This window comes from Aliarcobacter faecis (assembly GCF_013201705.1).
In the GTDB taxonomy this organism is placed as follows: Bacteria; Campylobacterota; Campylobacteria; order Campylobacterales; family Arcobacteraceae; genus Aliarcobacter; species Aliarcobacter faecis.
Window position 1 is genome coordinate 487,598 of the sequence record NZ_CP053837.1, and the last position, 12,976, is coordinate 500,573.

Below are 12,976 nucleotides of genomic sequence, written 5' to 3' on the forward strand. Positions count from 1 at the left end.
ATGAGAAAATTTAATGTTGCAGTAGTTGGTGCTACAGGAGCAGTTGGAGAAGAAGTTTTTAGAGTTATGGAAGAGCTCAATTTCCCAGTAAATAAAGTTATTCCACTTGCTAGTGCTAGAAGTGCTGGAAGTACAATAGAGTTTAGAAATAAAGATATTGTAGTTTTAGAATTAACTCCTACTGTTTTTGAAGAACAAGAGGTTGAAATAGCATTTTTTTGTGCTGGAGGAAGTGTTTCTGATGAGTTTGCAAAATATGCAGTTGAAGCAGGGGCAGTTGTAATTGATAACACAAGCCACTTTAGAATGAATCCAAAAGTACCATTAGTTGTTCCTGAAGTAAATCCAGAAGATATTAGACTTTGGAGAGAGACTGGAATTATTGCAAATCCAAATTGCTCAACAATTCAAATGGTACAAAGTTTAAAACCATTAGATGAACTTTATGGAATAAAAAGAGTTGATGTTTCAACATATCAAGCAGTTTCTGGTGCTGGAAAAAAAGGTATGGAAGAGTTAGTTCAACAGATGCAAGATTTTTTTGCATTTAGACTTGATGAAAGTGAAATAAAAGCATTTGCACACCAAATTGTTTTAAATGTAATTCCTCAAATAGATGTTGCGATGGATAACGGTTTTACAAAAGAAGAGATGAAAATGGTGAATGAAACTCAAAAAATTATGCATAAAAACTTTGAAGTTGCTGCAACTTGTGTAAGAGTTCCAGTTTTAAGAAGTCATAGTGAGTCTTTAACTGTAACATTTAAAGAAGGTGTAGATGTAGATGTAGATGAGATAAGAAATGCATTAGAAAATTTTGAAAATGTTAAAGTTATTGATGATTTACCAAATAAAAAATATCCAATGCCAATAATCTCAACTGATACAGATTATACTTATGTAGGAAGAATTAGAAAAGATGTTTATTCACCAAATATAGTTCATTACTTTAATGTGGCTGATCAAGTAAGAGTTGGTGCTGCTACAAATGCAGTTAGAATTGGTTTAAAATGGATTGAATTAGAAAGCGATATGTAAATGCTTGAAAAAATTATAGAAAATGGTTTATGGAAAAGTAGATTTATTGTAATTCTTGCTGTAATTTTTGGCTTCATGGGAGCAGTAATTCTATTTATAGTTGCAAGCATTGATGTGATAAATGTTGCAAAATTTGTAATTACTACTTTTTTAGAAGGTTCTCATCCTGAACATTTTCATGAAGATATAGTTGCTGGAATTATTGGGGCTGTTGATTTATATCTTATTGCTGTTGTACTATTGATTTTTGCTTTTGGGATTTATGAACTATTTATATCTAAAATAGATGCTGCTTGTAGCCAAGAAGATTGTAACTCTATATTAAATATAAATTCATTAGATCAACTAAAAGATAAAATTGCAAAAGTTATTATTATGGTTTTAGTTGTAAATTATTTTCAAAGAGTAATTCATACAAATTATCAAACACCATTAGAATTATTGTATTTTGCATTAGCTATTGTGGCATTAGCCGTTGGACTTTACTTTATAGGTAAAGTAGGAAAACATTAATAAAGGAATATATTATGTCAAAAATTTTTGTAGATGCTTGTTTTAGAAGACCAACACCATATACACCAGTTTGGATGATGAGACAAGCAGGTAGATACTTAAAAGAATATATGGAAGTAAGGAAAAAAGCTGGTAATTTTTTAAATCTTTGCCATAATCCAGAACTTGCAGCTGAAGTTACTATTCAGCCACTTGATATAGTAGGAGTTGATGCTGCTATTTTGTTTAGTGATATTTTAGTTATTCCAAATGAAATGGGAATGCATTTAGATTTTCTACAAGGTGAAGGACCAGTATTTAAAGAGCCTATTAAAAATGAAGAAGATTTAGATAAGTTAATTGGTGGAGAAGAAGCTGCTTCTAAATTAACTTATGTTTATGAAACAATTAAAATTTTAAAAGAGCAACTTCCAGAAAATAAAGCTCTTATTGGATTTACTGGTGCTCCTTGGACATTAGCTACTTATATGATAGAAGGACAAGGAACAAAGACATATAGTTTATGTAAGAAAATTATGTACTCAAATCCTGAATTTTTACATAAAATATTGAAAAAATTAACAGATGTAATAAAACTTTATTTAGAAAAACAAATACTTGCTGGTGCTGATGTTGTTCAAATTTTTGATTCATGGGCTGCTGCAATTGAACCTAGTCGTTATGATGAATTTTCATGGAAATATATGGTTGAGATTGCTGAGTATTTAAAAGAAAAATATCCACATATTCCAGTTATTATGTTTCCAAAAGGAGTAGCAGCTTTTATTGAAAGAGGGCTTGTTTATGGAAACTTTGATGTATTTGGTGTAGATTGGGGAACTCCAATGGCACTAGCAAAAGAAAAACTTGGAAGTAAATATGTACTTCAAGGAAATATGGAACCTTGTAGATTATACTCAAAAGAGGAGACAACAAAATGTGTCGAAGCTATACAAAGTATAATGAAAGGTGAAGGACATATTTTTAATTTAGGACATGGTATTTTACCTGATGTTCCAGTTGAAAATGCAATACACTTTGTTAAAGAGTGTCAGAGAGTTAGTAAGAAATAGTGGGTATTTTACCTACTATAAATTGGGTATAAAAATATTTTTTTGAATAAATTTTAAAAATTATTCAAAAACCCCTTGACAATAGGATAAAAATTTACTATAATTCCCGTCCAATTTGACCAGAGGGTTAAAGAGGATAGAAAAAATTCCGGCATAGCTCAGCGGTAGAGTAGATGACTGTTAATCATTTGGTCCCTGGTTCGATCCCAGGTGCCGGAGCCATTTAAATTTTATTAAAAATTACGATCTTTAAAAGGATAAGTAAGTTTGTAAAGAAGAAGTGAAGTAATCTTTGTAAACCGAATATGTTAAACTTGATATTCAAAAAAAATAAAAAAGAACAAGAAGTAAATTCTTGTCTATAAATTTGAGTGATAATTTTGTAACTAACAATAAATTGAGAAATTTAGAGTAATTATAAAATATGTCAGTTTCAAACACTATAAAAAGATAAAAGATATTTAATTTTTATGTATATAAATACATACTTTAAATATAGAATAAAAAATTTATGGAGAGTTTGATCCTGGCTCAGAGTGAACGCTGGCGGCGTGCTTAACACATGCAAGTCGAACGAGAACGGGCTATAGCTTGCTATAGTTGTCAGCTAAGTGGCGCACGGGTGAGTAATGTATAGGTAATGTGCCTCTTACTAAGGGATAACAAATGGAAACGTTTGCTAATACCTTATACTCCTTATTAACATAAGTTAATAAGGGAAAGATTTATCGGTAAGAGATTGGCCTGTATTGTATCAGTTAGTTGGTGGGGTAATGGCCTACCAAGACAATGACACATAACTGGTTTGAGAGGATGATCAGTCACACTGGAACTGAGACACGGTCCAGACTCCTACGGGAGGCAGCAGTGGGGAATATTGCACAATGGACGAAAGTCTGATGCAGCAACGCCGCGTGGAGGATGACACATTTCGGTGCGTAAACTCCTTTTATATAAGAAGATAATGACGGTATTATATGAATAAGCACCGGCTAACTCCGTGCCAGCAGCCGCGGTAATACGGGGGGTGCAAGCGTTACTCGGAATCACTGGGCGTAAAGAGCATGTAGGCGGATTGATAAGTTTGAAGTGAAATCCTATAGCTTAACTATAGAACTGCTTTGAAAACTGTTAATCTAGAATGTGGGAGAGGTAGATGGAATTTCTGGTGTAGGGGTAAAATCCGTAGAGATCAGAAGGAATACCGATTGCGAAGGCGATCTACTGGAACATTATTGACGCTGAGATGCGAAAGCGTGGGGAGCAAACAGGATTAGATACCCTGGTAGTCCACGCCCTAAACGATGTACACTAGTTGTTGTGAGACTAGATCTTGCAGTAATGCAGTTAACACATTAAGTGTACCGCCTGGGGAGTACGGTCGCAAGATTAAAACTCAAAGGAATAGACGGGGACCCGCACAAGCGGTGGAGCATGTGGTTTAATTCGACGATACACGAAGAACCTTACCTGGACTTGACATAGTAAGAATGATTTAGAGATAGATTAGTGTCTGCTTGCAGAAACTTGCATACAGGTGCTGCACGGCTGTCGTCAGCTCGTGTCGTGAGATGTTGGGTTAAGTCCCGCAACGAGCGCAACCCTCGTCCTTAGTTGCTAACAGTTCGGCTGAGAACTCTAAGGAGACTGCCTACGCAAGTAGGAGGAAGGTGAGGATGACGTCAAGTCATCATGGCCCTTACGTCCAGGGCTACACACGTGCTACAATGGGGTATACAAAGAGCGGCAATACAGTGATGTGGAGCAAATCTTATAAAATACCTCCCAGTTCGGATTGTAGTCTGCAACTCGACTACATGAAGTTGGAATCGCTAGTAATCGTAGATCAGCTATGCTACGGTGAATACGTTCCCGGGTCTTGTACTCACCGCCCGTCACACCATGGGAGTTGAACTCATTCGAAGCGGGGATGCTAAAATAGCTACCTTCCACAGTGGATTCAGCGACTGGGGTGAAGTCGTAACAAGGTAACCGTAGGAGAACCTGCGGTTGGATCACCTCCTTTCAGAGAATAGAATTAAGATTTGTTTCTTAATGATTCAAAAGAGAAAAAAAGAAAATCAAGATAATATATTCGGTTTATAAAGATTATTTGATAAATAGGTGAAATGGGCCTATAGCTCAGCTGGCTAGAGCGCTCGACTGATAATCGTGAGGTCTCAGGTTCAAGTCCTGATAGGCCCACCATTAAATAATCTTAAAAGATTAGAGTGGGGAATTAGCTCAGCTGGGAGAGCGCCTGCTTTGCACGCAGGAGGTCAGCGGTTCGATCCCGCTATTCTCCACCACTAAAGAGAGATTTAATATAAGTTTTATAGAGATATAAGATTTATATTAGAGCTTTAAATAGAAGTTTCTAAAGATATTTAAAAATATAATGTTAAAGTCTTTTAATTTTTTTCGTAAGGTTAAATAGAAATATTTAATTTTAAAACAAAAAAATTTCATATCTAAAATTTAATAGAGATATTAAATTAACTATAGATAACACAACTAGATTATTAGAGTATATAGAGATATATATGTTTAATAAGATAGTAGCCAAAGAATATTATCAAATTTATAAATATAAGAAATTATATTTATAGGCAAGAAAAAAGGAACCTGAATAAAATCGTAAGATTTTTTTAGGCTCCGTATATAAGCTATTAAGGGCTAATGGTGGATGCCTAGACTGTAAGAGGCGAAGAAAGACGTATTAGGCTGCGATAAGCCACGGGGAGCTGCCAAAGAGCTTTGATCCGTGGATTTCTGAATGGGGCAACCCAATATAATGAGAATTATATTACCCTACGGGGAGCAAACCTAGTGAAGTGAAACATCTCAGTAGCTAGAGGAAGAGAAATCAAAAGAGATTCCGTAAGTAGCGGCGAGCGAACGCGGATTAGGACAAACCCAATGCTTGCATTGGGGGTTGTAGGACCATGATATAAGATTAAAGAGGATAGATGAAATACTTGGAAAAGTGTAGCATAGAAGGTGAAACTCCTGTAATTAAAATTCTCAATAACTTTAATGGTATCCTGAGTAGGTCGGAACACGTGATATTTTGACTGAAGCTGGGGGGACCACCCTCCAATCCTAAATACTACTTACAGATCGATAGTGAACAAGTACCGTGAGGGAAAGGTGAAAAGTACTGCAGCGAGCAGAGTGAAATAGAACCTGAAACCATTAGCTTACAATCATTCAGAGCCCTATGATTTATCAGGGTGATGGACTGCCTTTTGCATAATGAGCCTGCGAGTTGTGGTGTCTGGCAAGGTTAAGCCAAGTGCGAAGCCGTAGCGAAAGCGAGTCTTAATAGGGCGACATAGTCAGATGCTGCAGACCCGAAACGAAGTGATCTATCCATGAGCAGGTTGAAGCTGGTGTAAGAGCCAGTGGAGGACCGAACCCGCTGACGTTGAAAAGTCTTGGGATGACTTGTGGATAGGGGTGAAAGGCCAATCAAACTTCGTGATAGCTGGTTCTCTCCGAAATATATTTAGGTATAGCCTTGTGTTGTAGCATATAGGGGTAGAGCACTGAATGGGCTAGGGCTGCTTACCGCGGTACCAAACCCTATCAAACTATGAATACTATATGTGGAATCACAGGAGTCAGGCGGTGGGTGATAAAATCCGTCGTCGAGAGGGGAACAACCCAGACTAACAGCTAAGGTCCCTAAGTTACATCTAAGTGGAAAACGATGTGGAGTTACTGTGACAACCAGGAGGTTGGCTTAGAAGCAGCCATCCTTTAAAGAAAGCGTAACAGCTCACTGGTCTAGTGATTCTGCGCGGAAAATATAACGGGGCTAAGATGTACACCGAAGCTTTAGATTCAATTTTAATTGAGTGGTAGGAGAGCGTTCTATTCAGCGTTGAAGGTATACCGGTAAGGAGTGCTGGAGCGGATAGAAGTGAGCATGCAGGCATGAGTAGCGTTAAAAGGGGTGAGAATCCCCTTCGCCGAAAACCCAAGGTTTCCTACGCGATGCTCGTCATCGTAGGGTTAGTCGGGTCCTAAGTCGAGTCCGAAAGGGGTAGACGATGGCAAATTGGTTAATATTCCAATACCAACATATAAGCGCGATGTGGGGACGCATAGAGTTAATCGAGGTCACGGATGGAAGTGTGGCTCGAAGGATGTAGGTTGTTAAGTAGGCAAATCCGCTTAACGTTAGACCGAGATCTTACAGGCTCTTGACACTCTTCGGAGGAGATGGAGAATCGATGATACTGTCGTGCCAAGAAAAGCCACTAAGTATATTATATGTTGCCCGTACCGTAAACCGACACAGGTGGGTGGGATGAGTATTCTAAGGCGCGTGGAAGAACCCTCTTTAAGGAACTCTGCAAACTAGCACCGTATCTTCGGTATAAGGTGTGCCTACTTTGGTATATGAACTTGCTTCAAAAAGCTAAAGAGGTTGCAACAAAGAGTCCCTCCCGACTGTTTACCAAAAACACAGCACTTTGCTAACACGTAAGTGGATGTATAAGGTGTGACGCCTGCCCGGTGCTCGAAGGTTAATTGATGATGTCAGCTCACGCGAAGCATTTGATCGAAGCCCGAGTAAACGGCGGCCGTAACTATAACGGTCCTAAGGTAGCGAAATTCCTTGTCAGTTAAATACTGACCTGCATGAATGGCGTAACGAGATGGGAGCTGTCTCAAAGAGGGATCCAGTGAAATTGTAGTGGAGGTGAAAATTCCTCCTACCCGCGGAAAGACGGAAAGACCCCGTGCACCTTTACTACAGCTTGACACTGTAGCTTGGATATTCATGTGCAGGATAGGTGGGAGGCTATGATGACTAGACGCCAGTAGAGTCGGAGCCATCCTTGAGATACCACCCTTGAATATTTGAGTTACTAACTGCGAAGAGTTATCCTCTTTCAGGACAATGTCTGGTGGGTAGTTTGACTGGGGCGGTCGCCTCCTAAATAGTAACGGAGGCTTACAAAGGTTAGTTCAAAGCGGTTGGAAATCGCTTGTTGAGTATAATGGCATAAACTAGCTTGACTGTGAGACCAACAAGTCGAACAGAGACGAAAGTCGGTCATAGTGATCCGGTGGTTCTGCGTGGAAGGGCCATCGCTCAAAGGATAAAAGGTACGCCGGGGATAACAGGCTGATCTCCCCCAAGAGCTCACATCGACGGGGAGGTTTGGCACCTCGATGTCGGCTCATCGCATCCTGGGGCTGTAGTCGGTCCCAAGGGTATGGCTGTTCGCCATTTAAAGCGGTACGCGAGCTGGGTTCAGAACGTCGTGAGACAGTTCGGTCCCTATCTTCCGTGGGCGTAGGAAAGTTGAAGAGATTTGTCCCTAGTACGAGAGGACCGGGATGAACCAACCACTGGTGTACCAATTGTTCTGCCAAGAGCATCGTTGGGTAGCCACGTTGGGATGTGATAAGAGCTGAAAGCATCTAAGCTCGAAGCCAACTCTAAGATGAACTTTCCCTGAAGTTCCCAGCAAGACTAGCTGGTTGATAGGCTGGGTGTGTAATGGGTGTAAGCCCTTTAGCTGACCAGTACTAATAGAACGTTTGGCTTATTTTAATCATTTCTTTGGTTTACTATCTTATTAAGCATATTTTACTTATGTTTAATTTGTTGATTTATATGTAGTTATACAAATATGAAAGCATAAAGACTTTAGCATTAGATTCTCAAATATCACAATTTGAGTAGAAAGAGTTAATCCTTTTAGAATTACAATATTCTTTAAGCATTTATACTTTAACTTTTTTTACTCAAATTTGTTGGTGGTTAAAGAGAAGTGGAAATACCCAGTACCATTCCGAACCTGGCAGTCAAGCACTTCATCGCCGATAATACTGCAGGGTCCCCTTGTGGAAACGTAGGTCGCCGCCAGCTCTTTTGAGTTTTTACATACACACAAAAGCTTAGCTCTTTATACTATTATCAGTATATTGTGCTAAGCTTTTTTTTATCTACTCCCTCTCATTCCCCTTCCCTTCTTTTACTAATCTATTTCAGCCACTATTTATCTTAGATCCCTTTATTGTTATTCTTTCTCTTTTACTTGTATTTGCTTTACTTGCCTACACTTGTTTACCTTTCTTCCGTTTTACTTCTTTTATGCTTATTATTGTTTTACTTTCATTAGCTTATTTACCCTTTTTTAGCTTCCTCCCCCATCTTCATTTGGACTTATAAAATCTAAAAAACTATATCTTCTTTTTGAGTTATTAATACATTTCATATATTTTATCTACCTAAATTACTATCTATTCCTTTTAATGTAATAGCTATTTTAGCTTCTTATCCTTTTTAGCCACTTCTTTTATTCTTATTTATCCCCTTTATTGTTATTCTTATCTTTTAGCTTTAATACATTTATTGATTTTTATATGTTTCTTTTCTTATTTTATATATTATTTAACTTCTTCCATTTTTCTTTAAGCCAAGTTTATTCCTTATTATCTTTTACTAATCTATTTCAGCCTATCTTTCTAACTATTTCTATATAATCCCTCTTTTAATAATTTAAGGCTAAAAAATGATAAGAAAAATTGATATAAATAGTGAAGAGTTTCAGCTTGAATTTGAGCTTACAAGGCAGTTCACAGATAAAGTTTTAGAAGAATATAACCTTTTTTACAATCCAAATAATGAAGTAAATGAATCAATTCAAATGGGATTGGCAAGAAATAAACTTATATATGGTAAAAGGTATTGTCCCTGTTTTATGGTAATTGAAGAGAGTGAAACTGAAAAAAATAGATTATGCCCTTGTGAACCAGCTTTAAAAGTAGAGATACCGAATAATGGTTCTTGCCATTGTGGGATTTACTGTACAAAAGATAAAGTTCAAGACTTACTTTCACATATTGATACAAAAGAGGCAATAGTAACTCATAGTAGAGGCTTAACAAAGGATGAGTGTGAGGAGTTGTTATCTCAAGATGAAATTAGTTCACTTGAACTTGAAGCACTTTTGGAAGCTAGAGAAATAGGTTATGTAAAATTTAATCTTGTTGATACAAGGGAGTGGATGGAGTGGATAGGTTCTAGAATTAAAGGAGTTGATTATTTAATTCCAACTACAAGTTTTTATAACTCTCTTGAACTTCTTAATAATCAAAAAGATATTCCAATAATTGTATATTGTCATAGTGGAAGTAGAAGTGCATATTGTCAAAGAATAATGCTAAATATGGGTTATAAAAGTGTTACAAATCTTGATTATGGAATTATGAGTTTTTCTGGAGAGATTATTAGTGGAGAAGAGTGAAATACTTTTTTTCATATAAAATTACGATTAAGAATTAATGATAGTTTTGATAAAATAGGTACTCTTATAGCTTAGAAATCAAAGGTTTAATTATTATGATTATAATTCCGCAAACAAAAGGTGGTGTTGGAAAATCTACTGTTGCTATGCAGGTTATTGCACCATATTTATATAAAAAACATGGCAAAAAAATTACATATATTGAAATAGATGATGAGAATAATGATTCAAAATCTTTTACAAGAACTGAAATTGTAGATAAAAGAATGCTGGGAACAAATAAAATAACAGATCTTGATGAGCTTATTTTAATGGATGACAATCATGAGGTTATTGTTGATGTTGGTGGAAATAAAACATCTTCACTAGTTCTTGATGAGATAAAAAAAGTTGGAAGCTTTGGAAATGTTAAGTGGATTATTCCTTTAGGTGATGGTGAACTTGATGGGAAAAATGCTATTGCAACTATGAAAAAGATAAAAAAAATAGAGAAAAATCCAGAGGATAATATGATTTTTGCACTAACAAGGTCTATTTCTATGGATGAAGATTATTATAGTGAACAGTTTATAAACTTTTTTGGTCATAAATATTTGGATTCAAATTCTGTTATTTGTGATTTCTTAAAAACTCCCAAATATTTCCCTGTTCAAAATGATAAAATAATAACAATGAGCAGATATTTAGGAAGTACAGTTTGGGAAATGGCTTATAATAATACTGATTTTGCAAAAAAAGCTATTGAAGCAAAAGAGTTAGGAGATATTGAATCTGCTAGAAAATATCTATTTTTTAGAAGAATTCAAACAGAGGCAAAGGATTATGTTTTAAATACTTTAAATAGAATTTTTTGTGATTTAGATAGATGGATTGATATCAAAAAATGAGTGATATGAGCTTTAAACAAGCTAAAGAGCTTGTTGAGAGAATGGAATTTTCTGAAATTGCATTAAATAAGGCATTAGTAAATTTGGAGAGTGCTAGTAGTAATTTTGAAAAAACTTTAAAAGAACAAGAAAAAATTTTAAACAAAATACCAAATGCTGATAAAAAATTATCTATTATGAGCATAGCAGTTGCTTTGAATATAGGTCTACTTATAGGTATTTTAATAGGTAAATATCTTATATAAAAATAAAAAATGAGAAGTGATAAATAATGAAAAAACAAGAAAAAATAGTATCAATGTTTAATGATATTGCCCCAACTTATGATAAAGCAAATAGAGTAATGTCTATGGGAATAGATAAAAGTTGGCGAGATAAAGCTTGTAGTAAAACTTTTGAACTATATGGTAAAAAAGAGATAGAAAAAATAGTTGATGTTGCTTGTGGAACTGGAGATATGATACTTTTTTGGAAACAAAATGCAAAGAAAAAAGAGATAATTTTAAGAAATATTGTAGGAATTGATCCTAGTGTTGGAATGATGGAAGTAGGAAAGAAAAAGCTTCCAGAAGTTGAATTTATTGAAGCTTTTGCAACTTCTATGCCTTTAGAAAATGAGAGTGCTGATATTATATCAATTTCATATGGTATTAGAAATGTTGTACAAAGAGAAGAGGCTTTTGTTGAGTTTGCAAGAGTGTTAAAAAAAGGTGGATTGGTTGTAATTAGTGAGTTTACAAAAAATCAAAAAGAGACACCAATAGATTATTTAACAGATTTTTATATGAATAAGATTTTACCAGTTGTTGGTGGAGTAATTTCTAAAAATAAAGAGGCCTATAGATACTTACCAGATAGTATTGATGAATTTTTGACAACTGCAAATTTGCAAAAAGAGCTTAAAAATGCTGGTTTAGAACCAATTTATACAAAGGCTTTTTCTATGAAAATTTCAACACTAATTATTGCAAAAAAGATATAGATGAATGCAATTAGTGTAAGTACTTTAAATACTCAAATAAAATCTCTTTTAGAGACAACTTTTATGCAAGTTTTAGTCTCTGGAGAAATTTCAAATCTTGTATTTCATAGCTCTGGACATATTTATTTTTCAATAAAAGATGAAAGTTCTACAATATCTTGTGTTATGTTTAAAGGAAATACAAAATATCTTAAATTTCAGCTTGAAAATGGACAAAAAGTAGTTATAAGTGCAAGTATTACAGTTTTTGTTCCAAGAGGAAATTATCAACTCCTTTGTACAAAAATAGAACCAGATGGAATTGGAAGTTTAGCTTTAGCTTTTGAGCAACTTAAAACAAAACTTCAAGCAAAGGGCTATTTTGAAGCAAGTATTAAAAAATCTCTTCCAAAATATCCAAAAAAAATAGCTATTATTACAAGCCCTACAGGAGCTGCAATAGAAGATATGAAAAAAGTTGCAAGTTCTAGATGGAGTTTATGTGAATTAATTTTAATTCCTACATTAGTTCAGGGAAATGGAAGTATAGAAGATATTTCAAAAAATATAAAGTTTGCTGATAGTTTAAATTGTGATATTATTGTTGTAGGACGAGGTGGTGGAAGTATTGAGGATTTGTGGGCATTTAATAGTGAAGAAGTTGCAACAGCTATTTATGAAGCTAAAACGCCAATTATTTCAGCAGTTGGGCACGAAATAGATTATTTAATTTCTGATTTTGTAGCAGATATTCGTGCTGCAACTCCTTCAAATGCTATGGAAATAGCACTTCCTGATAGAAATGAGCATCTTTTATATTTAGCTTCATTTATGAATGAGTTTGATAATAGGTTAAAAAATATTTTTTTAGCAAAAGAAAATGAATTAAATTCTATGAAAAAGCTATTTGTACAAAACTCTATTGATTCAAAATTTAGTTTTATAGAGAGTCAAATTAAAATTTTAAAAGAGGGGTTTAATAGAACTTTTTCTCAAAAATTGCAGATATTTCAAAACACTATAGATAGTTTAAAAGAGAACTATATTCTAAATAATCCAAAAAATAAAGATAAAATAGGTTTTGTTCAGATCTCTAAAGAGAATAAAATAATTTCTTTAGAAAGCTTGAAAATAGATGATGTTTTAGAACTTCAATCAGCAAAAACTATTGCAAGTTGTAAAATAATAAGTTTAAAAAAACAAAAATAGAGTTTAAGTTTACAATTGATAAAATAGAGAAAAATATAGTTGTAC

The 12,976-nt window shown here is 34.8% G+C and carries 8 protein-coding genes, 3 tRNA genes and 3 rRNA genes; all 14 read left to right on the forward strand.

Annotated elements, in window-relative coordinates:
• Positions 1 to 1,038, forward strand: a complete 1,038-nt coding sequence (locus AFAEC_RS02455; protein WP_026806353.1) for an aspartate-semialdehyde dehydrogenase — start codon at positions 1 to 3, stop codon at positions 1,036 to 1,038.
• A complete protein-coding gene (locus tag AFAEC_RS02460) occupies positions 1,039 to 1,551 on the forward strand; it encodes a YqhA family protein (protein ID WP_026806352.1) in 513 nt (170 codons plus the stop codon).
• Positions 1,552 to 1,565: 14 nt separating this feature from the next.
• Positions 1,566 to 2,603 (forward strand): uroporphyrinogen decarboxylase, encoded by a 1,038-nt coding sequence (gene hemE, locus AFAEC_RS02465; protein WP_026806351.1) that lies wholly within the window; start codon positions 1,566 to 1,568, stop codon positions 2,601 to 2,603.
• A 147-nt stretch (positions 2,604 to 2,750) separates the two neighbouring features.
• Positions 2,751 to 2,825: transfer RNA gene (locus tag AFAEC_RS02470), tRNA-Asn, on the forward strand.
• 286 nt (positions 2,826 to 3,111) lie between these two features.
• Positions 3,112 to 4,629, forward strand: a 16S ribosomal RNA gene (locus AFAEC_RS02475).
• Positions 4,630 to 4,734: 105 nt separating this feature from the next.
• A tRNA-Ile gene (locus AFAEC_RS02480) sits at positions 4,735 to 4,811 on the forward strand.
• 25 nt (positions 4,812 to 4,836) lie between these two features.
• A tRNA-Ala gene (locus tag AFAEC_RS02485) sits at positions 4,837 to 4,912 on the forward strand.
• 350 nt (positions 4,913 to 5,262) lie between these two features.
• A 23S ribosomal RNA gene (locus AFAEC_RS02490) occupies positions 5,263 to 8,175 on the forward strand.
• A 202-nt stretch (positions 8,176 to 8,377) separates the two neighbouring features.
• Positions 8,378 to 8,493: ribosomal RNA gene (rrf, locus tag AFAEC_RS02495) — 5S ribosomal RNA — on the forward strand.
• The 16S, 23S and 5S rRNA genes sit together here with 3 tRNA genes alongside, the layout of an rRNA operon.
• A gap of 646 nt (positions 8,494 to 9,139) precedes the next feature.
• Entirely contained in the window at positions 9,140 to 9,874 is a 735-nt protein-coding gene (locus AFAEC_RS02500) for a ferredoxin-thioredoxin reductase catalytic domain-containing protein (protein ID WP_026806139.1), read from the forward strand.
• Positions 9,875 to 9,969: 95 nt separating this feature from the next.
• On the forward strand, positions 9,970 to 10,761 hold the full coding sequence (locus AFAEC_RS02505) for a P-loop NTPase family protein (RefSeq protein WP_026806138.1): 792 nt from the start codon (positions 9,970 to 9,972) through the stop codon (positions 10,759 to 10,761).
• Positions 10,762 to 10,766: 5 nt separating this feature from the next.
• Positions 10,767 to 11,006 carry a hypothetical protein gene (locus AFAEC_RS02510; RefSeq protein WP_225442393.1) on the forward strand — a complete coding sequence of 80 codons (240 nt, stop codon included), beginning with the start codon at positions 10,767 to 10,769 and terminating at the stop codon, positions 11,004 to 11,006.
• 26 nt (positions 11,007 to 11,032) lie between these two features.
• A complete protein-coding gene (gene ubiE / locus AFAEC_RS02515) occupies positions 11,033 to 11,743 on the forward strand; it encodes a bifunctional demethylmenaquinone methyltransferase/2-methoxy-6-polyprenyl-1,4-benzoquinol methylase UbiE (protein WP_026806136.1) in 711 nt (236 codons plus the stop codon).
• The gene (xseA, locus tag AFAEC_RS02520) at positions 11,744 to 12,931 is read left to right on the forward strand and encodes an exodeoxyribonuclease VII large subunit (protein WP_026806135.1); all 1,188 of its coding nucleotides are present in this window, start codon (positions 11,744 to 11,746) and stop codon (positions 12,929 to 12,931) included.
• The last annotated feature ends 45 nt before the right edge of the window (positions 12,932 to 12,976 follow it).

Excerpts from the sequence above, each read along its gene's own strand:
- xseA (WP_026806135.1), top strand. The coding sequence starts at position 11,744 with ATGAATGCAATTAGTGTAAGTACTTTAAATACTCAAATAAAATCTCTT.
- AFAEC_RS02455 (WP_026806353.1), top strand. The coding sequence starts at position 1 with ATGAGAAAATTTAATGTTGCAGTAGTTGGTGCTACAGGAGCAGTTGGA.
- AFAEC_RS02460 (WP_026806352.1), top strand. The coding sequence starts at position 1,039 with ATGCTTGAAAAAATTATAGAAAATGGTTTATGGAAAAGTAGATTTATT.
- ubiE (WP_026806136.1), top strand. The coding sequence starts at position 11,033 with ATGAAAAAACAAGAAAAAATAGTATCAATGTTTAATGATATTGCCCCA.
- AFAEC_RS02500 (WP_026806139.1), top strand. The coding sequence starts at position 9,140 with ATGATAAGAAAAATTGATATAAATAGTGAAGAGTTTCAGCTTGAATTT.
- hemE (WP_026806351.1), top strand. The coding sequence starts at position 1,566 with ATGTCAAAAATTTTTGTAGATGCTTGTTTTAGAAGACCAACACCATAT.
- AFAEC_RS02505 (WP_026806138.1), top strand. The coding sequence starts at position 9,970 with ATGATTATAATTCCGCAAACAAAAGGTGGTGTTGGAAAATCTACTGTT.
- AFAEC_RS02510 (WP_225442393.1), top strand. The coding sequence starts at position 10,767 with ATGAGCTTTAAACAAGCTAAAGAGCTTGTTGAGAGAATGGAATTTTCT.